The 26,065-nt window shown below is 37.4% G+C and carries 22 protein-coding genes; 13 read left to right on the top strand and 9 right to left on the bottom strand.

Going from position 1 to position 26,065, the window contains the following annotated elements:
* Nucleotides 1–25: 25 nt before the first annotated feature.
* The 12 genes from mraY to ACEYOS_RS06050 all read left to right on the top strand — a co-directional run bounded on the left by mraY (nt 26) and on the right by ACEYOS_RS06050 (nt 14,694).
* Nucleotides 26–1,267: a phospho-N-acetylmuramoyl-pentapeptide-transferase gene (mraY, locus tag ACEYOS_RS06105; RefSeq protein ID WP_373707335.1), complete on the top strand. Its 1,242-nt coding sequence runs from the start codon at nt 26–28 to the stop codon at nt 1,265–1,267.
* A 92-nt stretch (nt 1,268–1,359) separates the two neighbouring features.
* Nucleotides 1,360–2,697 carry a UDP-N-acetylmuramoyl-L-alanine--D-glutamate ligase gene (gene murD, locus ACEYOS_RS06100; protein WP_373707334.1) on the top strand — a complete coding sequence of 446 codons (1,338 nt, stop codon included), beginning with the start codon at nt 1,360–1,362 and terminating at the stop codon, nt 2,695–2,697.
* A 12-nt stretch (nt 2,698–2,709) separates the two neighbouring features.
* Nucleotides 2,710–3,933, top strand: coding sequence for an FtsW/RodA/SpoVE family cell cycle protein (locus ACEYOS_RS06095; RefSeq protein WP_373707333.1), 1,224 nt, complete (start codon nt 2,710–2,712; stop codon nt 3,931–3,933).
* Nucleotides 3,934–3,991: 58 nt separating this feature from the next.
* Nucleotides 3,992–5,104: an undecaprenyldiphospho-muramoylpentapeptide beta-N-acetylglucosaminyltransferase gene (gene murG / locus ACEYOS_RS06090; protein WP_373707332.1), complete on the top strand. Its 1,113-nt coding sequence runs from the start codon at nt 3,992–3,994 to the stop codon at nt 5,102–5,104.
* A 1-nt stretch (nt 5,105) separates the two neighbouring features.
* Nucleotides 5,106–6,467, top strand: a complete 1,362-nt coding sequence (gene murC / locus ACEYOS_RS06085) for a UDP-N-acetylmuramate--L-alanine ligase (RefSeq protein WP_373707331.1) — start codon at nt 5,106–5,108, stop codon at nt 6,465–6,467.
* The gene (locus ACEYOS_RS06080) at nt 6,464–7,417 is read left to right on the top strand and encodes a cell division protein FtsQ/DivIB (RefSeq protein ID WP_373707330.1); all 954 of its coding nucleotides are present in this window, start codon (nt 6,464–6,466) and stop codon (nt 7,415–7,417) included. Before murC ends, ACEYOS_RS06080 begins: the two co-directional genes overlap by 4 nt.
* Nucleotides 7,418–7,467: 50 nt before the next feature.
* The gene (ftsA, locus tag ACEYOS_RS06075) at nt 7,468–8,841 is read left to right on the top strand and encodes a cell division protein FtsA (RefSeq protein WP_373707329.1); all 1,374 of its coding nucleotides are present in this window, start codon (nt 7,468–7,470) and stop codon (nt 8,839–8,841) included.
* 16 nt (nt 8,842–8,857) lie between these two features.
* Nucleotides 8,858–10,681, top strand: a complete 1,824-nt coding sequence (ftsZ, locus tag ACEYOS_RS06070; protein WP_373707328.1) for a cell division protein FtsZ — start codon at nt 8,858–8,860, stop codon at nt 10,679–10,681.
* A gap of 77 nt (nt 10,682–10,758) precedes the next feature.
* Entirely contained in the window at nt 10,759–11,205 is a 447-nt protein-coding gene (locus ACEYOS_RS06065; RefSeq protein WP_373707327.1) for a GatB/YqeY domain-containing protein, read from the top strand.
* Between the two features lie 104 nt (nt 11,206–11,309).
* Nucleotides 11,310–12,566, top strand: a complete 1,257-nt coding sequence (locus tag ACEYOS_RS06060) for a cation:proton antiporter (protein WP_373707326.1) — start codon at nt 11,310–11,312, stop codon at nt 12,564–12,566.
* 97 nt (nt 12,567–12,663) lie between these two features.
* On the top strand, nt 12,664–13,074 hold the full coding sequence (locus tag ACEYOS_RS06055; protein WP_373707325.1) for a BrxA/BrxB family bacilliredoxin: 411 nt from the start codon (nt 12,664–12,666) through the stop codon (nt 13,072–13,074).
* Between the two features lie 105 nt (nt 13,075–13,179).
* Nucleotides 13,180–14,694, top strand: coding sequence for a GH3 auxin-responsive promoter family protein (locus tag ACEYOS_RS06050; RefSeq protein WP_373707324.1), 1,515 nt, complete (start codon nt 13,180–13,182; stop codon nt 14,692–14,694).
* A gap of 31 nt (nt 14,695–14,725) precedes the next feature.
* Here ACEYOS_RS06050 and ACEYOS_RS06045 read toward each other — a convergent pair whose 3' ends face one another.
* The 8 genes from ACEYOS_RS06045 to ACEYOS_RS06010 all read right to left on the bottom strand — a co-directional run bounded on the left by ACEYOS_RS06045 (nt 14,726) and on the right by ACEYOS_RS06010 (nt 22,761).
* Entirely contained in the window at nt 14,726–15,049 is a 324-nt protein-coding gene (locus ACEYOS_RS06045) for a hypothetical protein (RefSeq protein ID WP_373707323.1), read from the bottom strand.
* 38 nt (nt 15,050–15,087) lie between these two features.
* Nucleotides 15,088–15,453, bottom strand: coding sequence for a hypothetical protein (locus ACEYOS_RS06040; protein ID WP_373707322.1), 366 nt, complete (start codon nt 15,451–15,453; stop codon nt 15,088–15,090).
* Nucleotide 15,454: 1 nt separating this feature from the next.
* Nucleotides 15,455–16,432 carry an endonuclease/exonuclease/phosphatase family protein gene (locus tag ACEYOS_RS06035; protein WP_373707321.1) on the bottom strand — a complete coding sequence of 326 codons (978 nt, stop codon included), beginning with the start codon at nt 16,430–16,432 and terminating at the stop codon, nt 15,455–15,457.
* A 12-nt stretch (nt 16,433–16,444) separates the two neighbouring features.
* Complete coding sequence (locus ACEYOS_RS06030) at nt 16,445–17,182, bottom strand: rhomboid family intramembrane serine protease (RefSeq protein ID WP_373707320.1); 738 nt, start codon at nt 17,180–17,182, stop codon at nt 16,445–16,447.
* A 3-nt stretch (nt 17,183–17,185) separates the two neighbouring features.
* Nucleotides 17,186–18,946 carry a DNA mismatch repair endonuclease MutL gene (gene mutL / locus ACEYOS_RS06025; RefSeq protein WP_373707319.1) on the bottom strand — a complete coding sequence of 587 codons (1,761 nt, stop codon included), beginning with the start codon at nt 18,944–18,946 and terminating at the stop codon, nt 17,186–17,188.
* Between the two features lie 36 nt (nt 18,947–18,982).
* The gene (locus ACEYOS_RS06020) at nt 18,983–19,702 is read right to left on the bottom strand and encodes a class I SAM-dependent methyltransferase (protein ID WP_373707318.1); all 720 of its coding nucleotides are present in this window, start codon (nt 19,700–19,702) and stop codon (nt 18,983–18,985) included.
* Between the two features lie 85 nt (nt 19,703–19,787).
* Nucleotides 19,788–20,429, bottom strand: a complete 642-nt coding sequence (locus ACEYOS_RS06015; RefSeq protein ID WP_373707317.1) for a hypothetical protein — start codon at nt 20,427–20,429, stop codon at nt 19,788–19,790.
* A 112-nt stretch (nt 20,430–20,541) separates the two neighbouring features.
* Nucleotides 20,542–22,761, bottom strand: a complete 2,220-nt coding sequence (locus ACEYOS_RS06010) for a carboxypeptidase-like regulatory domain-containing protein (protein ID WP_373707316.1) — start codon at nt 22,759–22,761, stop codon at nt 20,542–20,544.
* Nucleotides 22,762–22,912: 151 nt separating this feature from the next.
* On the opposite strand from ACEYOS_RS06010, the gene ACEYOS_RS06005 reads away from it, so the two are divergent.
* Nucleotides 22,913–23,416, top strand: coding sequence for a superoxide dismutase family protein (locus tag ACEYOS_RS06005; RefSeq protein WP_373707315.1), 504 nt, complete (start codon nt 22,913–22,915; stop codon nt 23,414–23,416).
* Between the two features lie 81 nt (nt 23,417–23,497).
* Here the strand turns inward: ACEYOS_RS06005 and ACEYOS_RS06000 are convergent, their stop codons facing one another.
* Entirely contained in the window at nt 23,498–26,017 is a 2,520-nt protein-coding gene (locus tag ACEYOS_RS06000; RefSeq protein WP_373707314.1) for an ATP-dependent Clp protease ATP-binding subunit, read from the bottom strand.
* Between the last annotated feature and the right edge of the window lie 48 nt (nt 26,018–26,065).

Here is a 26,065-nt window from a genome sequence, read left to right as displayed (position 1 = left end):
AGAATTGAAGCTTAAATAAAACACTATGTTATATTACCTATTTGAATATTTAAACAGCCACGGGATTCACGTTCCGGGAATGGGCATGTTTAAATTTATCTCCTTCCGTGCTGGGATGGCGGTTTTATTGTCGCTCCTGATTGCGTTGGTTTTTGGTAAAAAAATCATCAACTATCTGCGAAATAAACAGATGGGTGAATTGGTACGGGACTTAGGTCTTGATGGGCAAAAACAAAAAGAAGGTACGCCGACGATGGGTGGTTTAATTATCATTTTGGCAACCTTAATCCCTGTTTTATTATTTACAAGAATTTTAAATATTTATATTATTCTATTGATCATTTCTGTTGTTTGGATGGGCGCCATCGGATTTATTGATGATTACTTAAAGAAAATTAAAAAGAACAAAGACGGTCTTAGCGGGAAGTTTAAAGTGATCGGACAAGTTGGTTTAGGCTTGATCGTTGGTGTTACCATGTATTTTCATCCGGACATCACTGTGAAAAGAAAATATGCAGATGCCAAAGAGATCAACCGGAATAACGTAGAAGCTAATTTTATGAAAACGGAGAAATCTACGGTTTCTACGGTTCCTTTTGTAAAGAATAATGAATTCGATTATAGCGGAATCTTATTTTGGATGAGTCCAGAAGATGCGCAAGAATGGGCCTGGATCATCTTTATTCCTATGGTCATTTTTATTGTTACAGCCGTTTCAAATGGTGCAAATATCACCGATGGTCTCGACGGTCTCACCGCCGGCACGAGCGTCGTCATACTCTTAACCTTATCGCTTTTTGCCTATCTCTCGGGGAATATCATTTTTGCCGATTATCTGAATATCATGTTCTTACCCAATATGGGTGAGACAACCATTTTCGCGCTCGCGTTGGTTGGGGCTGTAATTGGGTTTTTCTGGTACAATACGTATCCGGCGCAAGTGTTCATGGGAGATACAGGAAGTTTGATGTTGGGTGGGGTCATCGCCGTTTTGGCAATTATCCTTCGAAAAGAATTACTGATTCCGGTACTGTGCGGGATTTTCCTGATTGAAAATCTATCGGTAATGCTGCAAGTGGGGACTTTTAAATATAGAAAGAGAAAACATGGTTTAGAGTACGCACAGAACAACCGTTTGTTCAAAATGTCGCCTCTTCATCATCATTATCAAAAAGAAGGTTATCACGAAAGTAAAATTGTCAACCGAATGATCATCATAGGAGTATTGTTCGCAATCATTTGTTTAATCACTTTAAAGGTAAGATAAAACCGTTTCGTGAGCGGGATATCATCAAATTGAAATTAAATTTCAAGGCAAAAATAAGAAGGAATTTGTTCTTATTTAATTAAAAACACAATATGAAAATAGTTGTTTTAGGTGGCGGAGAAAGCGGCGTTGGTGCAGCATATTTAGCGAAGAAGAAAGGCTTGAATGTTTTTCTTTCAGATAAAAGTGCGATCAAGTCTGAATATAAAAATCAGCTGATTGAAGCCGAAATTGAATTTGAAGAAGGACAACATGATGAAGCGAGAATTCTGGAGGCTGACTGGGTGATAAAATCTCCTGGGATTCCCAAGAAAGCTGATATTATTTTTAAAATTAATCAGAAAGGAATTCGACTTTCCTCAGAGATTGAATTTGCCGCTGAATTTACCCAGGCGAAAATTATAGCGATCACAGGAAGTAACGGAAAAACGACAACCACTTCTCTTATTTACCATATTTTAAAAAATGACGATCGCAACGTCGGTTTGGCAGGAAATATCGGAACGAGTTTCGCAAAACAGGTCGCCGATGATGATTTCGATTTTTATGTTTTGGAAGTAAGCTCTTTCCAGTTAGATGATATTCAAAATTTTCGTCCGTATATCTCCTTATTGTTGAATTTGAGCCAGGATCATTTAGATCAGTACAACTACAATTATGAAGAATATGCAATGGCAAAATTCAGAATTGCAGAAAATCAGGAGAACGATAATTTTTTCATCTACAATAAAGATGATGAAATGAGTATGAATCTGTTGGAACAACTAGCCATTCGAGCTAAGAAAATCCCTTTTTCATTGAAAGAGAAATTAGGTGAAGGTGGTTACCTTAATAATGATAAAATCACGGTAAAGGTTGAAGACGAGTTTTCGATGAAGATCGCAGAACTTTCTTTGGTCGGGAACCACAACATCGCCAACAGTTTAGCTGCTTCTATCGCCAGTAAAATATTAAAGATCAGTAATGAAAGTATTCGTAATTCATTGATGACCTTTCAGGCAGTGGAACATCGTTTAGAGCAAGTTGCGCAAATTCACGGAGTTACTTATATTAATGATAGTAAGGCGACCAATGTTAATGCAGCCTATTTCGCTTTAGAAAGCATGAATCAGCCAACCGTTTGGATCGTAGGCGGCGTTGACAAAGGAAATGACTATACCGAAATAGAAAATTTAGTAAAGAGAAAAGTTAAAGCCATCGTTTGTTTAGGATTGGACAATCAAAAAATCATCGATTTCTTTAAAGATAAAAAAGACGCAATTTATAGCACGTCAAGTATGGACGAAGCAGTTCGGATTTCAAAATCCCTGGCGGAAGAAGGCAATACCGTTTTGCTTTCACCGTGTTGTGCAAGTTTCGACCTATTCGATAATTATGAAGACCGCGGAAATCAATTTAAAAACCAAGTATTAAAAAAAGCAATCGACTAATCGTAGATTAAAATGCAGGAAAGAGAAACCAAATTTGAATTATTAAAAGGCGACAAAGTCTTGTGGAGCGTGATCTTATTGATTTCGTTCTTCTCGGTATTCCCCGTGTATTCTGCGAGTTCTAATCTGGAATATATCGTGAACAGTGGGACGACGACTTCTCACTTGATGAAGCACACCTTTTTCGTCGTGCTCGGTTTAGCTGTAATGCGTGGTGTCGGTGTTTTCAAATATGAATACCTCGGAAAACTGAGCAGTATTCTTTTAGCAATTACCGTAATACTTCTGGGTTTAACAATGGTTACCGGGCAAACAATTGACGGTGCATCTGCCTCGCGTTGGTTAAAAATCCCTGGCACACCGATATCTTTCCAACCCTCTTCTTTCGCTTATTTAATGCTGGTCATTTACCTCTGCAGATATTTAACAAAGACGATTAAAAGAGAAAGATTGCCGATTGAAAATATATTTTACATTTTCGGACCGGTTCTACTGGTGTTTGGATTGGTGGCAAAAGACAATGGTTCTACGGCTTTAATGATATTAATGGTTTCATTGATTGTCATGGTTATTGGTCAACTCAACAAAAAATATATCGTTGGATTCATGGCGCTTTCATCTGTGGTGATCGGACTTTTCATGTTTGTCGCTTTAAAAACTGATCTCATAGAAAACAACCGTGTTCACACTTGGATGAGTCGTGTAGAAACTTTTACGAAAAAAGAAAGCCAGGTTGAAGATGAAGTAGATAAGGCAAAAAACTATCAGGTGATGCAAGCCAAAGCAGCGATCGTTCACGGTGGAATTACCGGAATGGGTCCTGGAAAAAGTGCTTTAAAACAAATGCTGCCTCAATCTGCCTCGGATTTTATCTTTGCCATTATTGTTGAAGAATACGGCTTTATTGGAGCAACAGTATTAATCGCTCTTTATTTAATAATGATCATTCGAATTGTAATGATCGCCAGTAAGATGCCGGCCTTCTTTGGGAGTTTGCTGGTACTGAGTCTCGGGACCATGATCTTTGTGCAGCTCTCCGTTAATATTGCGGTCGCCATTAATCTGATTCCAGTGACGGGACAACCTTTGCCTTTGATCAGTTACGGTGGAACATCGATGTTGGTCACCTATATTCAGTTGGGATTGATCTTAAACGTAAGCTCGAGGATCCAGGTGTATGATGAAGAAGGAATGGGCAAAAAACAAAGTATTGAAGAAATAAATGATATCGCATAAAGTCCTGAAGGGACGATTTAACGAAGCATAGGATTTCAACCCTATGGAAATAATAAAGATGAGTAAAAAATTAAAAATTCTAATGAGCGGCGGCGGAACCGGAGGACATATCTTCCCGGCAATTGCCATTGCGCAGGAAATTCAAAAGAGATTCCCGCACGCAGAATTTTTGTTCATCGGAGCCAATGGTAAAATGGAAATGGAAAAAGTTCCACAATCAGGCTTCAAAATTATGGGTTTAAATATCGCCGGATTCGACCGTGGGAATTTGTTGAAAAATTTCAAGTTGCCCTTTAAATTACTATCGAGTCTTACAAAAGCGAGAACGACAATTAAAGAATTCCAACCGGATTTCGCTATCGGAACGGGAGGATTCGCAAGCGGACCTGCGCTTTACATGGCTGCCAACTTAGGAGTTCCAATCTTTGTTCAGGAACAGAATTCTTTGCCCGGAAAAACCAATACTTTCTTGTCCAGAAAAGCGAAAGCAGTTTTCACGGCATATCCGAATATGGACCATTTCTTTCCGAAAACGAAAACTTTCTTTTTAGGAAACCCGATTCGCAAGACGATTATTACTGATTTAATTGAAAAGGATTCAGCAAAAGAACAGTTAGGTTTAGATAAAAATAAACTAACCATTCTTTCAGTTGGTGGCTCTTTAGGTTCACGTACATTGAACAATGGTTGGAAAGAAAACATAGAAAAATTAGCAGCAAAAGATTTCCAGTTGATTTGGCAAACCGGTAAACTGGATTATAAAAGTTTGAATGAAGATGTTAAAATCTCAGGTCAGCCTCAGATTCAATTAAAGGAATTTATTGCCGATATGGCTTTGGCTTACTCCGCGGCAGATGTTATTGTGTCAAGAGCTGGGGCAATTGCGATTTCAGAATTAACAATGGCGCAGAAACCGGTTTTATTGGTTCCATTTCCTTTTGCAGCAGAAGATCATCAAACAAAAAATGCGATGGCTTTGGTAGAGAAGAACGCAGCCAGAATGGTAAAAGACACCGAAATGTCAGAGAAATTTTGGACTACTTTAATGGAAATTTGTGAAAGCGAAAAATTGAGAGATGAAATGAGCGAGAATTTAAAATACTTCGCAAAACCTTCAGCCACAGAACAAATTGTAGATGAAATTTTATCATCCTTAAATATCAAAGCATAAGATGAAAGCTTTAACAACATATCAAAACTTCTACTTCGTAGGAATCGGCGGCATCGGAATGAGTGCATTAGCACGTTATTTCAACGCGTCTGGGAAAAGTGTTTTGGGTTATGATAAAATGCACACCAAGTTGACGAAAGCTTTGGTAGAAGAAGGAATTGATATTCAGTTTGAAGACATCGTTAATGATAAAATTAAAAATTTAACGCCGGAAAATACTTTGGTGATTTATACGCCAGCGATTAAAAAACTGGATATTCTTAATCACTTTAATGATCAAAATTTTGATGTTTTAAAGAGAGCGAAAGTTCTTGGAATGATTACCGAAAATACCGATTGTATCGCGATTGCAGGAACTCACGGAAAAACGACCACCTCATCTCTGGTAGCGCATTTGTGTGAAGAAGCGAATCTTCCTTTCTCTTGTTTCTTGGGTGGAATCGCGGAGAACTTTAAATCGAATTTCCATTTTAATGGAAATGATATTTCAGTGGTTGAAGCCGATGAATATGACAGAAGTTTCCTTACGCTTTCTCCAGACTGGGCGGTGATCACGTCTACCGACGCTGATCATTTGGATATATATGGTGATGATGCGACGATTCAAAAAGGATTTCGTGATTTTGCAGATCTCGTTCCAGAAGGTCAACAGCTTTTTGTGCGAAAAGGAATCAACATCGGACGGGAAACAAAAACCTACGCGGTGAATGAAGAAGCTGATTATTACTCCGATAACATTAGAGAAATTGGCGATAAAATTCATTTTGATTTCCACACACCAACGGAAGAATTTGATGATTTCGTTTGGGAAATCCCAGGAATACACAATGTTGAGAATGCGACCGCAGCAATTGCGTTATTAAATAATTTCGGCGTTGATTTCGAAACTTTGAAAAGAGGAATTGCCAGTTTTAAAGGAATTAAAAGACGATACACGAAACATAATTTCGACAGCGGAAAAATTTATATCGATGATTATGCACATCATCCGACGGAACTAAATGCTGTGATCGGATCGATCAAAACTTTTTATCCACACAAGAAATTGTTGGTAGTTTTTCAACCTCATCTTTTCAGCAGAACAAAAGATTTTGCGGACGGATTTGTAGAAAGTTTAGATAAAGCTGATGAATTAATTCTGTTGGATATTTATCCGGCCCGAGAATTACAGGAAAATTTTGAAGGGATCACATCAGAGTGGTTAGCAGAAAAAATAAAATTAGATCAAAAGGTAGTTTCCACTTTGGATGACGCCTTTAATAAAATTAAAGAAAAAGACTTCGATGTATTATTGACTGTTGGTGCAGGAAACATCGACACTTTATATGACGGAATTGTAGAATGGCTCTCAGATAAGAAATGAAAAATAAATTCAGAATATTAAAAATTTTAAGCACTGTAATTATCTTCGGATTTCTGCTGAGTTTCTCCTTGAAAAGATTTAACGAGAAGCCGATGGAAAAAGTGACGATCAAATTGGCTCAGACGAAAGATCCGGTCTATTTCATCGACGAGAAAGATGTAAAGGAAATGGTAAAAAAGTCGAATCCAACCAAAAAGATTGGAGACATCAATATTCCTGAATTAGAAAAAAAATTAAATCAACTTCCAGCCGTTGACAGCGCAAACGTTTATTTAAACTTGAATGGAAATCTGAATTTAGATATAAAGCAAAGAGTTCCGGCTTTTCGTTTAAATAAAGACGATCGCGATTTTTATGTAGATGAAAAAGGAACTGAATTTCCGATTTCTAAAAACTATTCTTTCCCGTGCATGTTGGTGATGGGAAATGTGAAAAAATCAGAATATGTGAAGTTAGCAGAATTGATTTCAAAAATAAATAAGGATGAATTCAGTAAAAAATATTTCATCGGCATTGCTAAAAAGCAAGGCAACTACGAACTTCTCACCAGCGAAGGATATTTCAAAGTTGAAATTGGTGATTTAGAAAAAATAGATCTTAAAGTAAAAGGATTTAAAGCTTTCGTTGAAAAATATTTGATTCACCAGAATCCAGAAAAGTACACTAAGGTTTCTGTGAAGTACGACAATCAGATCGTCACCACTCTGAATCCTCACTTTAAAGAAAATGACAGCATCATTGCAGTGGGTAAAAAGGAATTGGCAAAGTTGCCAGCTATTAATCAAAGAAAAGAAGAAGCGCTGAAAAAAGCCTCATCACAGCTGAAAGCAGAACCTAAAAAGGTGGTGAAAAAAGTAGAGCCAAAGAAACCAGCTAAGGCAAAGACCGTTGAAAAGCCAGCTCCAAAAAAGCCGGAAAGCAAAGCAAAGGCAAAAGTAAAAATAGAATAAAGCACAGGATTTAATCCTTTGAAAATGATAAAAAATCAAATCGACATATAATGGAAAATAACGAGTACTCAGTAGGCCTCGACATCGGTACCACGAAAATTGTGGCCATTGTCGGACGGCGAAACACCCACGGAAAAATTGAAATTCTCGGCGTAGGAACTGCAAAAAGTTTAGGAGTTCACAAAGGTATTGTGAACAATATTTCCCAAACCATTCAGTCCATCAAAGCTGCCGTATCACAAGCACAGTCAAGTTCTGGCGTTCCCATTCACAAAGTAACGGTGGGAATCGCTGGCAAACATATTCGTTCGCTGCAACACTCCGATTATATTATGCGGGAAAATCCGGATCAATATATTACGGATGACGATATCGAAAAATTAAAAGATCAGGTTAAGCAATTGGTCATGCTGCCTGGTGAAGAAATCATTCATGTTCTTCCGCAAGAATATAAAGTAGATTCTCAGGGCGAAATTCAGGAACCAGTTGGAATGCACGGAACCCGCTTAGAAGCTAACTTCCATGTGGTCGTTGGTCAAATGGGAAGCATTAGAAATATTGCAAGATGCGTTCGTGAGGCTGGCTTAGAAATGGAAGCTTTGACTCTTGAACCATTGGCATCATCTGAAGCAGTTTTAACTAAAGAAGAAAAAGAAGCTGGTGTTGCGATCATCGATATCGGTGGTGGTACAACAGATATCGCTATTTTCAAAGACAATATTATTCGCCACACTTGCGTCATTCCTTACGGTGGCGGAATCATTACTGACGATATTAAAGAAGGCTGTTCTATTATTGAAAAGCATGCAGAAAAACTGAAAGTGAATTTCGGATCTGCCGTTCCCGAATTGGAGAAAGATACCACATTCGTGACCATTCCAGGTTTACACGGAAGACCAGATAAAGAAATTTCATTAAAAACTTTAGCGCAAATCGTAAGTGCCAGAGTGGAGGAGATTTTGGAAATGGTGAATACAGAATTGAAAGCGTACGGCGCCTTTGAACAAAAGAAAAAATTAATTGCAGGAATCGTTTTGACAGGTGGAGGTTCAAATCTTCGTCATCTTCGTCAGTTGGCCAATTACACCACAGGATTCGACAGCAGAATTGGTTTTGCCAATGAATATGTGACCAACGATAAAAGCCAGCATTTAAAAGGCCCGGAATATGCAACTGCTATTGGTTTGCTCATGGAAAGTTTGAAAATCCGCGATAAAAAAACTACACCTGAGCATGTAGCCGAAAAACCTGAAGTTCTACAGAAGTCCAACGATGTTTTGACCGGAGATGAAATGGTAGCCAAAGATGAAGTGGTTATTAAAGAAGCTTTGATGGAAGAAGCGGCAGAAAAAAGACGGAACAAACTGACCATTGGTCAAAAAATAATGGAAAGCGTAAAAAAATTCTTTGAAGAAGTTGAATAATTAAAAAACCAAGACTATGGAAAATATAAACACCCCTGGATTTTCATTTGATCTACCAAAAGGAAATTCATCAATAATTAAAGTAATCGGCGTAGGAGGCGGTGGAAACAACGCACTGAAGCACATGTATGAAAGAGGGATCTATGGTGTAGATTTCGTGATCTGCAACACCGATTCTCAAACCTTAGATAATAACCCTGTTGCCAATAAAGTACAATTGGGCTTAACCATTACAGAAGGACTTGGCGCTGGAGCTGATCCTGAAGTTGGCGAAAAAGCCGCCATCGAAAGTATTGAAGATATTAAAGCGGCGATGGGACAAAATACCAAAATGGTTTTCATTACTGCCGGAATGGGCGGTGGAACCGGAACTGGTGCTGCTCCTGTAATTGCCAAAGTGGCGAAAGATATGGGAATCCTTACCGTAGGAATCGTTACCGTACCTTTTAGTTTTGAAGGAAAAAGAAGATTGGATCAAGCGGAATTAGGTTTAGACAAGCTTAGAAATAACGTAGATTCACTCATTGTTATTAATAATGATAAATTACGTCAGCAATACGGAAATCTTGGTTTTAAATCAGGCTTTTCTAAAGCGGATGAAGTATTAACCAATGCTGCCAAAGGAATGGCAGAAGTTATTACCGGATATTTCGATGTGAATATTGACTTCCGTGATGCGAAATCTGTTTTGGCAAATTCTGGAACAGCACTAATGTCGAACGGAGTTGCTTCAGGTGAAAATAAAGCCGAAGAAGCAGTGAAAAAAGCTTTGGATTCGCCATTGTTAAATGACAACAAAATTACAGGAGCGAAAAATGTACTATTGCTGATCAGAAGTGGTAACGAAGAAGTGACCATGGATGAAATCGGAGTGATCATGGATCATATCCAACAGGAAGCGGGTAATACTGCAGATATTATTTTCGGAGTTGGAACTGATGAAGAGTTAGGCGATGCAGTAAGTGTATTGGTTATCGCAACTGGCTTCTCAAAAGATTACCAAAAAAGCACCGGCATAACTGAAAAAGTAAATTTCACTTTGTCAGATTCAATCGAGCCAGCTAAGAAAAGAGAAAACATTTTTAAATCTAATGTTGAAAATCAGGAGACTCCAAAAAGTCATTCTCCGTCGAAAAATCTTTTTATTTTAGATGATGAAGATGATTTTCCTACAAACGAATTTCAGGTTAAGACCGTAGAGAAAAAACGGGTTATCGAGAGAGAAACTCCAACTGAAAATCATCGGTTTGTAGAAGAAACTCCATCTTTTGAAAGTTTCCATCAGGAAGAAGAAACACCAGAATTTGATCTGTTTACTTACGACGATGATCTTAGTGAAGAACCAACTTCACAATCTTTTACGTTTGAAACAGAACATAAAAAAGAAGAATTTCCGATTAGCAACAAACCAACCTTTACGGAAGAAAAACCAATGGAATTCAGTTTTTTCGTAAACGAACCGATTGAGGAGCCGAAAGTTGAAATACCGCAACCCAAAGCAATCATCAAAGAAGAACCGGTTCAACAACCCGTAGCCAAGGTAGAAGAGAAAGTTGCAGAACCAAAAGCATTCGACATAGAAGATGATTTTACTTTCATCAATAAAACGCCAACCAGCGACAAAGTGGTAGAGAGAAGAAATAAATTGAAACAGTTTAATTCAAGATATCAAAACTTCGAACCGGAAAACGAGTTTGAATCAATTCCAGCATTCCGTAGAAAAAACATTTCCATCGGACATGAAAATGCTTCAGACCAAAAAATCAGTAATTACCTTACCGAAAGCGATGGGAAAATGCAGGTTCGAGAAAACCGTTTTTTGAATAAAGACGTAGATTAAAATTAATGTGACGATGCGATGATTTGCTAATCTTCAATGAGCCAATCGTCAAATCATTTAATCACCAAATCAAAATTATGAGTTTAGAAATTATCATCAGCGACGCGATCAAAGACGCGATGCGAGCGAAAGATAAAGTAGCCTTAGATGCGTTGCGTGCAGTAAAGTCTCAAATTTTATTGTTGAAAACAGAGGCAAAAGGAGCCGAAGTTTCTGCAGAACAGGAAATTGCAATTTTGCAAAGAATGATCAAACAGCGAAAAGATTCTTACGACCAGTTTACCGCTCAAAACCGAAGCGATTTAGCTGAAGTGGAAGAAGCACAAAGTAAAGTGATTGAGAAGTATTTGCCGCAGCAAATGACCAGCGAAGAACTGGAAGAAGCGATGAAAAACATCATCGCAGAAACTGGTGCAACCAGCGCCAAAGATTTAGGAAAAGTAATGGGAATGGCTGGAAAAGCCCTTGCCGGAAAAAGCGACGGAAAGAGTATTTCTGATATGGCGAAAAAATTACTTTCTTAAATTATTAGTTAGGATATACAACCTTTGCATATCGATTTGATTGAAACCCGGAATATTTAATATTTCGGGTTTTTTATTTTCCTACATTTGACTAAATTTTTTATATGCAGATTTATCATTACTTCACGGTCATCATCATTCTGGCTGCCGCTTTTGGATATTTCAACAAGAGATTTCTGAAACTTCCCAGGACCATCGGCGTAATGATTATTGCGCTTTTAACTTCTTTGGGAATCGTTTTGACAGCCTCTTCTTTCCCCGACTTATTTGTGCAGACCAAAGAAATGATCTTGTCGATCGACTTCTACACAATTTTGATGGAAATCATGTTGAGCTTCTTATTATTCGCTGGATCTATTCATATCAGGCTGAATGACATTAAGTCTGAACGCGTTCCGATTATCGCTTTTTCAACAATTGGGGTTTTGCTCTCGACTTTCATCGTGGGTGGTTTAATGTATTTACTTTTACAGGCGTTCGGCTTAGATATTCCTTTCATTAACTGCTTACTCTTTGGAGCGTTAATTTCTCCTACAGATCCTATTGCGGTAATGGGAATTTTAAAAACCGCCAATATTCCAAAATCTTTAGAGACAAAAATTTCGGGCGAGAGTTTATTTAATGATGGAGTTGCCGTTGTTTTATTTGTGGCTATTTTTGAGATCTCTAAAGTAGGTCTTGAGAATATGGGCTTTGCAGATATTACCCTGCTTTTTCTTCGAGAAGCAGGTGGCGGTATCATATTAGGAACTATTCTCGGTAGCGTTGGAACTTATATTTTAAAAACCATTGATGATTATTCTGTAGAGGTGATGGTTACTTTAGCCATGGTGATGGGTGGATATTGGCTGGCTTCATCACTTCACATTAGCGGACCATTAGCAATGGTCGTAGCTGGTATCTTTATCGGAAATCGCGGTCGAGAAGTTGGGATGAGTAGTATTACAGAAGAATATATCGACAAGTTTTGGGAAATGCTGGATGAAATTTTAAATGCCGTTTTATTCCTTTTAATTGGTTTAGAATTACTCGTTATTAATTTTGAAAATATTTACATTCTCATTGGCGTGATCGCAATATTTGTAGTTCTTTTTGCGCGCTTTGTTTCGGTTGGTATTCCCTTCTTTTTACTAAAACGGCGGGTAAAGTTTGAAACCAATTCTTTTCCAATTCTAGTTTGGGGCGGACTCCGCGGTGGTATTTCAGTCGCCTTGGCTTTGGCTTTACCTCGGGAAAGTTCCGGTGATATGTTTGTTGCAATTACCTACATTATCGTTCTGTTCTCTATTATTTTTCAGGGATTAACCATTGGCAATCTTGCCAAAAAACTGACAATAAAGTCAGCCAATAAGTCTCAATAGATAATTGGTATTGTTTTGATAGCTTTAATAGGAAAGAGGTTTGTTTTAAAAGAATTAATTTTGCAAATCTATAGTTTAACTCATAAAATAAAAAAATATGTATCCAGATGATCTAGTAATGCCAATGAAGCATGAACTAACCGATAAAGGTTTTCAAGATTTAACTTCTGCTGAAGCGGTAAACACAGCCATCAAAAAAGAAGGAACTACTCTTTTGATGATTAACTCTGTTTGTGGATGTGCAGCCGGAGCAGCAAGACCAGGCGCGGTTTTCTCTTTGACAGGAGATAAGAAACCAACAAATCTTGTAACTGTTTTTGCAGGTTACGATAAAGAAGCGGTTGACGAAGCGCGTAAGCATTTGGCACCTTTCCCACCAAGTTCTCCATGTATCGCTCTTTTCAAAGACGGTGAATTGGTTCACATGCTAGAAAGACACCACATCGAAGGAAATCCTGCTGGAGCAATTGCTGCAAACTTGCAAGGAGCTTACGAAGAATATTGCTAAGATCTAGATTTTAGTAAAAATAGAAATTCCGCTTTTCAGAAGGCGGAATTTTTTTGTGATCCATAGCATAATACCTTTCAGTAGAAAAATATTATATTTGTGTCTATGGCAACGAAAGCACTTTTCAATACGGTAGTCAATTGGTTTATCAAACAAAGGATTGATCAGATTCAGAATTTTATGGACCATCCGATTGAAACCCAAAACGGGGTGCTCTTTTCTCAACTCTACTACGCGGAGAATACAGATTACGGTAAGATCCACGGTTTCAGTTCTATCTCAAGTTATGAAGATTTTACCAAAAACGTTCCCATCGTTACTTACGAAGATTTCGAACCTTATATTGAAAAAGCAAGACAGGGACAACGTGACGTTTCGTGGCCGGGTTTGGTTAAGAATTTTGCAAAGTCTTCTGGAACTACCAACGCAAAAAGTAAATTCATTCCTATAACTGATGAAAGTTTGGAGTTATGCCACATGAAAGCGGGTAAAGACCTCATCTCTATTTACGCCAATAATCATCCTGACAATCAACTCTTTATTAATAAAAATTTACGATTGGGTGGAAGCGCTGATTTCTATGAAAATTTTAATACAAAGTTTGGAGACTTATCTGCGATCTTAATTGATAATCTTCCGTTTTGGGTAGAAATTACAACGACGCCAAGTAAAAAAGTTTCGCTCATGTCAGAATGGGAAACCAAACTTAATGCGATAATTTCCGAAGTTACCAATGAAGAAGTAGGCAGTTTAACTGGAGTCCCAAGTTGGATGATGGTTCTTTTACAAAGAGTTTTAACCGAAAAGGGACATGATAGTATATCTGAATTATGGCCTAATTTGGAAGTGTTCTTCCATGGCGGAATCAGTTTTAAACCTTATCGCGAACAGTATAAAAAAATCATCGGAAAAGATATTAATTACTACGAAATCTATAACGCTTCCGAAGGTTTCTTTGCAATTCAGGACCAACATCGAAGTGAAGAAATGCTTTTAATGTTGGATTATGGAATTTTCTATGAATTTATTCCGATGGATAAATTTGACCCAGATAACCTGGAGGCAATTTCTTTGGAAGAAGTAGAGATCGGTAAAAACTACGCGATGGTGATTACCACAAACAGCGGGCTTTGGCGATATCTAATTGGTGATACGGTTCGATTCACGTCATTGCAACCGTTCCGGATTAAAGTTTCTGGACGCACGAAACATTACATCAATGCATTTGGCGAAGAATTGATGATTGACAATGTAGAAACTGCGCTTTCAAAAGCTTGTGAAGCAACCGATTGCTCTATTCTGGATTTTACCGGCGCACCTGTTTTTATGCAGCAGGGACAAAGTGGCGCCCATGAATGGATCATCGAATTTACCGAAGAGCCAACAGACTTAGAAAGATTTGCCGAAGTTTTTGATAACCATTTGAAATCTGTGAACTCAGATTATGAGGCAAAAAGATATAATAATATGACGTTGAAAAAACCAATTATTCACGTTGCGAAACCTCAGCTTTTTTATCAATGGATGTCGGAAAGAGGCAAGCTTGGTGGTCAGAATAAGGTCCCAAGATTGAGCAACGATCGCGAATACATTGAGCCTTTACTACAAATGAATGCCTAAAAAAATCTGCTGAATGTCAGCAGATTCTTATTTACTTTTTCTCTAGATCTTCTTTTAATTTCTCCGCGCCTTTCTCTACTTTGTCCGCTCCTTTGGCGGCAGCATCTTTTACGTCTTCGCCTGCCTGCTTAAAAGTTTGACCCGCATCTTTCGCGGCGGCATCCAGTTTTTCTTTCGCATCATCCACCGTCGCATTAATTCTCACCGAATCCAAAGTGGTCGTGCGTTCTTTTTCCGTCGTTGTGGTAGTTACTGTTCCATCGGGATTTTCAACCTTTTGTACGTTCACTTCTGATTTCGTACAGCTCATCAATCCTAAAGAGATCACTGCTGCTCCTAAAAAATATTGTTTCATAATTTTGTATTTAAAGATATCTCAAATTTAGAATAAAATTAAGGATTTACGGTAGGTTCTGTTTTAGGACTAACCGATTTTTCCTTCGCTTTATCTAATGCTGCTTTGGCTTTTTCCGCTGCTTTATTTTCCTCAGTCAGCTTTTCTGTTTTAGCTTTATTAAGCAAATTCTCTTCCTCCGTTTTTAATTTAATCTTATTTAAAGAATCCTGATATCTTAGGGAAGACATTTTAATTTTTCTGGCAATGTCAACAGATGTTGCGCCTTGAGAAAAGGAATCAATGGCGGTCGTATCGTATGGAGTGCCAATATTACTTTCTTCTGCAGCAAAACTTTGTTTGGGTATTTTCTTGCCACAGGAAATAACGAGCAAAAGAATCAATAAGAAAGAAGTTGTTCTCATTTTAATCAATTTTAAATTCAGCGACTACCGGAAAGTGATCAGATAGTTTTACAGAGCGATCCACCCGATAACTGATGGGTTTTATTTCCTTTGAAGTAAAGATATAATCAATCCTGATCGGAAATTTATAATCATGAAAACTGGTTGAACTTCCACGACCGACTTCTAAAAAGGGATCAATTAAACCTCTTCTCAGTTCATAATATTCATAAGAATTAGGAACAGAATTGAAATCTCCCGCAAGAATCACAGGATAGGGTGAATCATCGATGGCTTTTCGAATATCGACAATTTCCTTCTGATGTATTTTAAAAGTAGGCACCAGCTTACGAAGCACATCCTTCACTTTAGCTTTATTCTCTTGAAAATCCTCTACTGGTTTGACCTCCTGTTTATCGAAGGAAAAAGGATTGAGATAAATATTGACCACCCGAATTATTTGTCCATTAAATTTAATATCAGCATAGAAAGCATTGCCGTTACTGAAGGTCGCTAATTTTTCTTTCTTAACGATTTCCGTTTTTGAATTAAGAGTCAGGATCGCAAATTCATCAATTTTATGCGGATATCCCTCAATATCTAAATTCCTGATTGCCTCTTGTCCAAGAATAATATCGGCGTCCGTCTTTTGTAAATAATCAATCACTTTTTGTTTTCCATAACTGCCAAAATGCATATTCATGGCAACAATTTTTAGATTGGGTTTCTCAGCAACTTTAGCATTATAATTAATCCATCTTTTGATCGGTGTGAACATCATTAAAGTCATCACGATGAACAACACCGCTCTCTTTTTCCACGCTATCACCCACAAAAGACACAGCATAAAATTCAAAATCATCAATACCGGAAAGGCTAAAGACAGTAAATTTAAATACGGAAAAACGCTCGGCGATACATAATCATTTAACAAAGTCGCGCTAAGTAAAACAATGATGCATAAATGAATTAGGACTAAAGCAAATCTGAAAAGTTTCACAAAAAGGATATTTTAATTAATTCGATACTGATCTTTTTTCCAATATTTCGCAAGTAGAAAACCAATCAACGCTCCACCAACGTGAGCAAGATGTGCGATACCGCCACCTCCTACTTTACCGGTAACACCAAGAACTATAGATCCAATGACAATGACGGGCAAAACATACTTTACTTTTACGGGAATTGGGATAAACATAATGCCAATTTCAGCATTCGGGTATAAAGTCGCAAAGGCAGCAATAACGCCAAATATTGCTCCAGATGCTCCGACCATTGGCGTGGTGAGTATGGATTGAAATTCTTGTAAAAGTCCTTGTTGAGCAACAATTGCCGAGGCACTTCCTTTAAAAGATGCACTGGCTCCCGATAAATAGGCATTAGTATTAAATCCGAAACCTTCCAATGCGGACTGAATCTGCTGAACTTCAACAAAATTCCAGAGATTATAGAGAAAGAAAGCACCGAGACCGCTGACGAAATACAGAATGATATATTTCTTGTCTCCTAATGTTCTTTCCAGGACCGGCCCGAAACTATAAAGCGTAAACATGTTGAACAAGATATGCATGTAACCACCGTGCATAAACATGTGGGTAACAATTTGCCAAGACTTAAAATAGGGTGAAAAAGGATAAAAGGCAGCAAATTTCATAAAAATTGCGTCGTTGTTCAGCAGAAGCATGATACCAAAGACTACCACATTAATGATGATAATATTTCTGGTGATCGGTGTTATATTTTGAAACATATTTTAAAATTTATTTTTTAAGTCGTCTAAGGGAATTTCGATGAAGCATCTTTTCCCTGATGGTAAGAATTCTGGAAAACCCAACCCGGTGAAATCTTTGATCACCAACTCAGCATCCATTTTATAGAGGAAATCAAAACGCGATTTGCTTTGAATTTTACTCCATTGATTATTATAAAAACCGAGGAATTCATCTTCGGTTCGATATTCTAATATTTCAAAAAGATTTTCAAGGAATTTGATCACTTGCGTTTCTTTCAACCCTTGAGGTACAGCATCAATTCTCAAAACATTATCATTGGCGATCACCATTTCAAAACCGAGTTCGGGCAAGTATTTTTTGATGGACCGAAATTTATTTTTCTCAATCTCATTCATGTGATATTCTAATGAAAAAAGAAGCGTATGCTTTTCATTGGTTCGTTTTTTCTTACCGTTTCTTTCACTAACAATCAAGCGATGCATCCTGCCTAAGTCGAGCATCAGCGTTTTTCCGTTTTTATTGAAGAGCCAATATCCATTTGGCAAACGCATTAAATCTTCATCAAAATCTTCCTCTTCAAAAAGGTTTATTTTAGAAGGTTCAGCTTGAATATTTTGCTGATACATTTCGGTCATCGCCACCTTTTCGCCAGCGGAAACCGTTTCTTCCCGGAAAGGATTATAATCGCGATCGACTACAATCTCTGGTACTTTAAAACTGCCACTTGTGCTTTTCTGATTTAAAAAAGCGTCCATTCCAGAATCGCGATCGAAATCTAAACTCGGGGAAACATTGTAAATTCCTAAAGACCTTTTAATCGTGGACCGAACCAAAGCAAAAATTAAGTTTTCATCTTCAAATTTAACTTCCGTTTTTTGCGGGTGAATATTGACATCGATTTTTTCTGCATCTAATTCTAAAAAGAGAAAGAACGTCGGAATATATCCTGGTAAAAGCAATCCTTCGAACGCTTCCTGAACGGCTTTATTGAAATAAGGACTTCTAAAAAATCTTCCATTCACAAAGAAAAATTGTTCGCCTCTGGTTTTTTTTGCGCCTTCTGGTTTTGCGACAAATCCGTTCAGTTGAATCCAACCTAAATCTTCTTTAATTGGAATTAAAAGTGGTTGTAATTTTCGTCCGAAAACATCTACAATTCTTTGTAAGATACTGGCTTTTCTCAATCTAAAGATAATATCATCATTGTGGAAAAGTTCGAAATCTACATTTTCATGAGCTAAGGCAATTCGCTGAAATTCATCAATAATATGACGAAATTCTATATTGTTATTTTTTAAAAATTTTCTTCTGGCAGGAACATTATAGAATAAATTCTTCACCGAAAAGTTAGAACCCTCTGCCGTTTGAATCGGCTCCTGAAATTGAAATCCACCACCTTCAATGTAGATATTAGTTCCAATTTTGGCATCATGCGTTTTGGTTTTCAATTCTACTTCTGCCACGGCCGCGATGGAAGCCAAAGCCTCACCACGAAATCCTTTGGTAGAAATTCTAAAAATATCTTCGGTTGTACTGATCTTTGAAGTGGCATGGCGTTCGAAAGCGAATCTGGCGTCGGTGTCACTCATGCCGCTGCCATTGTCAACCACCTGAATTAAGTTTCGTCCAGCATCCCGAATAATTAACTCAATTTTTGTAGCACCAGCATCGATGGAGTTTTCTACCAATTCTTTAACAATAGAGGCAGGCCGCTGCACCACTTCACCGGCGGCGATTTGGTTGGCAACATGATCTGGCAAAAGTTTTATAATGTCTGACATTTTAATAATATAGTCAAATAAAGGGTTGTTTAGCAATTATTGATATTTAATTGCATCGATTTTAGAGGTTACTTTTTTCAAGACTTTTTCTGAAAGATTTCGCTGATCAGAAAGATGGCTGAGTTTAAATTCTCTTTTTTTACGTACCACCATAAAGTGATAATCTTCTACTTCCCAAATACCATACTTTTCAAAAAAGACCAATTCCAAATGATGCTTCTCAAAATGCTGTAACAAAGGAAACAAATGGACTTCCTGATCGATGACCTGCAAACTTTCGGGATGATTCATTCTCGCGTAACCAATATATTGAGGATTAGGAATATTAATAGCAATCACCGTTTTGTCTGTACAAATTTGCGCCAGATTTTCAAATAATACATCGTGTTGGTCTAACGGAATATGTTCAATAACATCCATTAAAATGATAAAATCAAAATCTGAATTTCTGGGTTGGTATGATACGACGTCTGCTACTTGAAACTGAATGTTTTCTTTCGATTTCAATTCATTTTGAGCAATTGCGATACTTTTTTCACTTAAATCTACGGCTTCAATTAATCCAATGGAAACTTGTTTTGACAGTAGCTTTGTGAAGATGCCTACCCCACAACCTAATTCCAAGATTTTTGAATTTGATTGTAAGCCTAATTTACTAAGTCTTTTATATAAAGAAATCAAACGTTCATTGGCGCCGGTTTTAACTTGTTTCGTCGAAAATTCATCGTAAAAGTCAGCAATCTCGTCTTTTTTCATGCTGTAAAATTAGTGAAATTATTCTTTGCCTCAAATGAAAATAACCTCTAGAAATTCCGGAGGTTATTTTAGTTAAATCGTTAAATTATGGTTTATTGGTCAGGAAATAATCAACCTCGCCTCTTCCCCAATTTGGATCTAAAGTGGTTTTCGGTTGGTACGCTGCGAACTGATCTTTTGCTTTTAGAAACAACTCGAGACCTCTTGTTTTACTGCCACCAAATTGCTCTGGCGTGTAGTAAGCGTCTTCGGCCTGCAATAAAGTAATTCTTGGGTTTTTAGGATCTAATTTAGCAGCTTTTGACAGGGCATCTGCACCCAACATTCCTTCGCTCATAAATCTGGCTTGTGGATCGACCATCATTTTTAAACCATGAATCATTTTTTGTAAAATCAGTATTTCAGCATTGTCTTTACTGAGCTCAGAAGCTTTGTCTAAAGAAGTCTGCGCCTCCATGGCAATCGCATCAAGTTGATCAAGTTTTCCGGTACGCATTAAGTTTCTGCCTTTCTCTATCGAAGTATGCGCAGCGTAATAATAAGGAAGCCATTGTGTTTTTTCCTTGTCACCAATTCTGGTGAAATCATTGGACAAAGCAGTGAAGTCTTCTGGCGTTTTCAATTGATCGATTTGCGTAATCTTTTCAGTCATTACTTTATCAAAAGTGGTTTGAGCGAAGATGCTAACGGTTGCTAGTAAGAGCATTGTTAAAAATAATTTTTTCATGATTTTAAATTGTATGAGTTGGTTTTCTAATTTGATGATTCAAAGATAATTCGGAAAAAAAGGGAATGAAATTTTTTCTGACTGAAAGGTCAGTTCTGTTTTCTGAACCGTCTTAAAGATTACTATTAATTGCATCCTGCGTTCTGTCGATCCCGAAATTGATGAAGCAGCCGATGAAGACAAAAGTACTGGCAGACGGCAAAATCGGCTGACTTCTTAAGCCATCATTTGAAAATTGATAACCGTAAATATTCTTTTGTCCTAATATATTGTTAACTGATAAGACGAGAATCGTAAATGCCTTTGCATCTTTCTTACCCAGGTGTGGAAGGTAATTTAAACTAAAATTTAAGGCATTATAATCTTTCAGTTTTCCTTGATTGTTTAAGTAATAATCTCCGTTGCTATTGGTCATGAAATTATAATACGGCCTTCCAGAAGCATAAGTGTAAGAAAGATTAAAGCCTGTTTTCCAATCGGTTACGAATTTTTTAGCAACGACAGAAAGCGTATGTTTAGCAGCAAAATTGGGAAATAAGCTCTGATCATAGTTTTGAAAATTCCTTTTTGAATCTAAGTAGGAATAAGAAATCCAGTAGTCGATATCTTTAATTGATTTTTTATCTCGCCAAAACACCTCGATACCTTTTGCATAACCATCGCCATTATTATTAATCGCAACTGGACGATAATCTAAAACTTTGGTTTTAATTAAATCACTGTAGTTTTTGTAAAATGCTTCGAGTCGAAAACTTCTTCCTTCCTCGGATTTTTGAACTTGCAGGATATATTGTTCGGCTTTTTGATAATTTAAAGGATTGGTACCGAAATATTTCTGTTCTGGATTTTGGTAAAAAGTTCCGTACGCCATGGAACTGGTCCAGCTTTTTGAGATTCGATAAGCCATGGCAAATCTTGGCGCAAAGTTCCACCGATTGATTTCAGAGGAATATTCTGATCGTAAACCAATTTTAGCAGAGAGATGATTGCTAAATCCTAGATCGGTTTCACCAAAGACCGACGTAACTTTATCTTTGGATTCATAAGGATTAGTGGAAAATGCAAGATCTGTTTTTTCAGTTGCCTGGTTAAATTCAATTCCGGCTCTAACTGCGGAAATCCGATTGATTTTTCTTTCCAGAATTCCTTTTGCATTAAAGTAATTTCCCTTAATGTTGATTGAATTAGGATTAATTTCTACATCTTGAAAAGTATCACTGAGATCGATAAAATTTGAATTAAAAGTGTAAGAACTTCCAATATTTAAAAGATATTCTCCAAACTTCTGTCTGAAAGATAAGTTGTGAAAAGTGTTTTTTCCCTTTAAAGAAGTATTGTCAAAATCGATATTGGGTTCTAAACTTTCTGATTGCAAACCGATTTTGTTGGTGTCGAAACTTCCATAATATTTAAGAATTCCACCCTTTTTATTTTTAATTCTAAAGTTAAAGTTAGTGCCGAAACTTTCGGGAGCTTTGGTAAAATCATTATTAAACTTTATTAATTTCGTCATCCACCCCAGATTTGAATAAGATCCAAAAATTCCGAAAGACTTTGATTTCTCCTCATTTACATTTTGAAATCCAGCGGTTAAAAACAAGGGTGAAATTCCGATATCAATTGAATTTCTCTCGGGAAAGTCGATGCTTTCTAAAACCAAAACCGAGGACAAAGCCTGCCCGTAAACTGCAGAATATCCACCACTTGAAAATACATTCCCTTTAAATAAAGAGGTATTCAACCGATCCATCGATTTAATTCCAGGAATAGAATTTCCGAAAAAATTGTTGACCAGATTTCCATCCATGAAAAATTTCGTTTCATCGCCAGTTCCGCCACGAACAAATAAACCTTCGGTCTCGCCGATTTTCTGAACTCCGGGTAGCGTTTCTAAAGCGGCGGAAACTTGTCCGTTCGCGCCCGCAGTCGTGTAAATATCAATAGGAGTTAAAAGTGTTGTTGCTCTTTTTCTATCACTGGCTTCAATAGAACCTGCAGAAATAACAACGGCATCAATTTCTGAGATCTGTTCTTTCAAAGTTGAATTGACCGTGAGATTTTCGTTTCCAATAATTATTGATTTCTCAATTTCCACAAACTTTGGATTTGAAAAAACCAAGATCTGTGTGTTTTTCTCAGAGGTTTTAAAGGAATAATTTCCATTCTCATCAGTTGTGGCGCCGTCATAGGAATCTTTTAAAGTGACTGAAATATCTTTAGTTCCTTTATTTTTAAAGTTAACTTTACCAGAAATAGTGATCTGAGCATTAGAAAAAATACCGATCAGAAACAATACCAGAAGAAGTACTTTAGAAATAATGAAAGTTTGCATGGTGATAATTTTTACACCACAAATGTATTACGGAATGAGATTTGCTGAAATTTAAATTACCTGAACGGTAAAAATTCACGACTGAACTGTTAAAATGCAGAAAGTGAAATTTTCTTAACTTTACAATTACATTAATTAAAATAAAATTATTATGAAAATCGCAACCCTTTCTATGTTGGTATGCAGCGCTCTTTTTGCTGTATCATGTACCACAACAAAGTCATACGTCGTTAACGCTAAAAGTGGAACCAACACTCAAGGAACTGCTCAGTTTACGCAAAGTGGCAAAACAGTTTCGATGGATTTAAATGTTTACAAACTAACTCCAGGAATTCACGCTGTTCATATACATGAAAAAGGAGATTGCTCCGCAGCCGACGGAAGTTCAGCTGGTGGACACTGGAATCCTACCGCAGAAAAACACGGAAAATGGGAACATGGTGAGTTTCATATGGGAGATATCGGTAATTTAGTAGCAGACAAAGACGGAACAGCTAGACTGGTTTTCAAAACCGATAACTGGAAAATGGGCGGAAATGATGCTACCAAAAATATTATGGGAAAATCGATTATCATTCATGCTGATGCAGATGATTTCAAGACGCAACCAACCGGAAATGCTGGAGGTAGAGTTGGATGTATTGAGATCAAATAAGCTTACTATTCTTTTACTAAAAATAAAAACCGTCCCGTCAATATTTGACGGGACGGTTTTGTTATAAATTGTGTTGAAAGATTATTTCGCTTTCGCTTTCGCTTTAACGGGTTCGCCTTCCAGACCGTCCTTGGCTTCGTTGAGTTTTAAAACTACGGTGCCGCCTTCGGTTAAAATTTTGTTCACTAACATTTCTGCCAGTAAATCTTCAATGTATTTTTGAATCGCGCGTTTCAGAGGTCTCGCTCCAAAATCTTTATCCCAACCTTTCTCAGCAATAAATTCTTTGGCTTCATCGGTAAGCTCCACTTTGTAGTTTAACTTTTCAAGTCTGCTGTATAATTTAGCCAATTCAAGATCGATGATTTTCGCAATATCTTCTTTTTCTAAATTATTAAAGATCACGATGTCATCAATTCTATTTAAAAATTCTGGTGCAAAGGCTTTCTTCAAGGCATTTTCAATCGTGCTTCGCGCTCTTGCATCCGTATTGGTTTTTTTGGCAGTAGTGCCAAATCCAACACCGTCACCGAAATCTTTTAAATCACGCGTTCCGATATTCGAGGTTAAAATGATGATCGTATTTCTAAAATCAATTTTTCTACCTAAAGAATCGGTTACAAAACCTTCATCTAAAATTTGCAGTAAGATATTGAAAACATCCGGATGCGCTTTTTCGATTTCATCTAAAAGAACTACTGCATAAGGTTTTCTTCGCACTGCTTCGGTTAACTGACCACCTTCTTCATAACCAACATATCCTGGAGGCGCGCCGACTAATCGGGAAACTGCAAATTTCTCCATGTATTCACTCATGTCAATTCTAATCAAGGCTTCATCAGAATCAAAAAGTTCACGAGCCATTACTTTCGCAAGCTCTGTTTTACCAACACCAGTTGTTCCTAAGAAAATAAAAGTACCGATTGGTCGGTTTGGATCTTTCAATCCTGCTCTATTTCTTTGGATGGCTTTCACCACTTTTTTCACAGCCTCTTTTTGACCAACAACTTTTCCGTTCAGCATTTCGTCCATTAGAGCTAATTTGTCCAGCTCATTTTTACCTACTTTGGTAACCGGAATTCCACTCATCATGGAAACTACTTCGGCAACGCTTTCTTCAGAAACGATTTCTTTTTTCTCTTTAACTTCCTTATCCCATTCCGTTTGCGCTACATTTAATTCCATTTGCAAGCGCTCTTCTTCATCTTTCAATTTACGGGCTTCCAGATAATCCTGCTTTTTAACAGCGGCCTGTTTCAATTCCTTAATTTCTTCGATGCTTTTTTCATGCTCAATGATCTCTGTCGGAACTTTCATGTTTTTAATGTATACTCTTGATCCAGCTTCATCCATTGCATCGATTGCTTTATCTGGTAAGAAACGATCGGTAATATATCTTGCAGTTAAATTAACACAAGCTAAAATGGCTTCGTCGGTGTAAGTTACATTATGGTGATCTTCGTATTTGTCTTTAATCTGATTTAGAATTTGTACGGTTTCTTCCACGGTAGTTGGTTCAACCATTACCTTTTGAAACCGTCTTTCTAGCGCTCCATCTTTTTCGATATACTGTCTGTATTCATCAAGAGTTGTGGCACCAATACATTGAATTTCACCTCTCGCTAATGCTGGTTTGAACATATTGGAAGCATCTAAACTTCCAGTTGAACTTCCCGCGCCTACAATCGTATGTAATTCATCGATGAATAAAATGACATCTCGGTTTTTCTCCAGTTCAGTCATGATGGCTTTCATTCGCTCTTCAAACTGACCACGGTATTTGGTTCCGGCCACCAAACTCGCCAGATCTAAAGTAATCACTCGCTTTCCGTAAAGAACGCGCGATACTTTTTTCTGTTGAATTCTTAAAGCCAAACCTTCCGCAATCGCTGATTTACCAACACCTGGCTCCCCAATTAAAAGTGGATTATTTTTCTTTCTTCTCGATAAAATTTGCGAAACGCGTTCGATTTCTTTTTCACGACCAATCACTGGATCGAGTTTCCCTTCGCGAGCAAGCGTCGTAAGATCACGTCCGAAATTATCTAAGGTCGGAGTTTTACTTTTTCCAGTCCCGATATTTCCAGTTGGCTTTCTCATCTGACCGAATTCTTCACGTTCTTCATCATCGTCGTACGCACTCATTTTCGGATCTTGCCCCGAATTTTTAAGCATCGTTTGATATTCCTTGGTCACTCTTTCATAGTCGATTTCGTACGAACTAAGGATACTCGTCGTAGGATCTTCTGATTTATAAAGAATACCGAGCAATAGATGTACGGTGTTGACCTCTGAACTTTGATATTGTCTGCATTCTAATTCTGATCTTTTAATGGCCTGATCAGCCATTTTGGTAAAAGATATTTTTTCACTTTCTACAGAAAATGGATTTAGACTGGCTACGGACATTGTTTCGATTTTTCTTTTGATTTGGGTTAAATCGGCTCCCAAATTATGCATGATCTCCTTGGCAGAGTTATCTGTTTTAATCATTCCCAACAGGAAATGTTCTGTATTTAGAAACTCACTGTGCAAGCGTCTTGCTTCGTTCTTACTGTGTTTGAAAACTTGGTCCAAACCATTTGAAAATTGACTATCCATATTGTTGTTTCTCGTCGTTTAATTAAAGATATATAAAAATCTTTGAAT

Source organism: Kaistella sp. (assembly GCF_041824135.1).
Classification (GTDB): domain Bacteria; phylum Bacteroidota; class Bacteroidia; order Flavobacteriales; family Weeksellaceae; genus Kaistella.
This window is presented reverse-complemented; position numbering and strand designations above follow the sequence as displayed.

Coding starts and splice junctions, on each gene's coding strand:
- mraY (WP_373707335.1), top strand. CDS start 26: ATGTTATATTACCTATTTGAATATTTAAACAGCCACGGGATTCACGTT.
- murD (WP_373707334.1), top strand. CDS start 1,360: ATGAAAATAGTTGTTTTAGGTGGCGGAGAAAGCGGCGTTGGTGCAGCA.
- ACEYOS_RS06095 (WP_373707333.1), top strand. CDS start 2,710: ATGCAGGAAAGAGAAACCAAATTTGAATTATTAAAAGGCGACAAAGTC.
- murG (WP_373707332.1), top strand. CDS start 3,992: ATGAGTAAAAAATTAAAAATTCTAATGAGCGGCGGCGGAACCGGAGGA.
- murC (WP_373707331.1), top strand. CDS start 5,106: ATGAAAGCTTTAACAACATATCAAAACTTCTACTTCGTAGGAATCGGC.
- ACEYOS_RS06080 (WP_373707330.1), top strand. CDS start 6,464: ATGAAAAATAAATTCAGAATATTAAAAATTTTAAGCACTGTAATTATC.
- ftsA (WP_373707329.1), top strand. CDS start 7,468: ATGGAAAATAACGAGTACTCAGTAGGCCTCGACATCGGTACCACGAAA.
- ftsZ (WP_373707328.1), top strand. CDS start 8,858: ATGGAAAATATAAACACCCCTGGATTTTCATTTGATCTACCAAAAGGA.
- ACEYOS_RS06065 (WP_373707327.1), top strand. CDS start 10,759: ATGAGTTTAGAAATTATCATCAGCGACGCGATCAAAGACGCGATGCGA.
- ACEYOS_RS06060 (WP_373707326.1), top strand. CDS start 11,310: ATGCAGATTTATCATTACTTCACGGTCATCATCATTCTGGCTGCCGCT.
- ACEYOS_RS06055 (WP_373707325.1), top strand. CDS start 12,664: ATGTATCCAGATGATCTAGTAATGCCAATGAAGCATGAACTAACCGAT.
- ACEYOS_RS06050 (WP_373707324.1), top strand. CDS start 13,180: ATGGCAACGAAAGCACTTTTCAATACGGTAGTCAATTGGTTTATCAAA.
- ACEYOS_RS06045 (WP_373707323.1), bottom strand. CDS start 15,049: ATGAAACAATATTTTTTAGGAGCAGCAGTGATCTCTTTAGGATTGATG.
- ACEYOS_RS06040 (WP_373707322.1), bottom strand. CDS start 15,453: ATGAGAACAACTTCTTTCTTATTGATTCTTTTGCTCGTTATTTCCTGT.
- ACEYOS_RS06030 (WP_373707320.1), bottom strand. CDS start 17,182: ATGTTTCAAAATATAACACCGATCACCAGAAATATTATCATCATTAAT.
- mutL (WP_373707319.1), bottom strand. CDS start 18,946: ATGTCAGACATTATAAAACTTTTGCCAGATCATGTTGCCAACCAAATC.
- ACEYOS_RS06020 (WP_373707318.1), bottom strand. CDS start 19,702: ATGAAAAAAGACGAGATTGCTGACTTTTACGATGAATTTTCGACGAAA.
- ACEYOS_RS06015 (WP_373707317.1), bottom strand. CDS start 20,429: ATGAAAAAATTATTTTTAACAATGCTCTTACTAGCAACCGTTAGCATC.
- ACEYOS_RS06010 (WP_373707316.1), bottom strand. CDS start 22,761: ATGCAAACTTTCATTATTTCTAAAGTACTTCTTCTGGTATTGTTTCTG.
- ACEYOS_RS06005 (WP_373707315.1), top strand. CDS start 22,913: ATGAAAATCGCAACCCTTTCTATGTTGGTATGCAGCGCTCTTTTTGCT.
- ACEYOS_RS06000 (WP_373707314.1), bottom strand. CDS start 26,017: ATGGATAGTCAATTTTCAAATGGTTTGGACCAAGTTTTCAAACACAGT.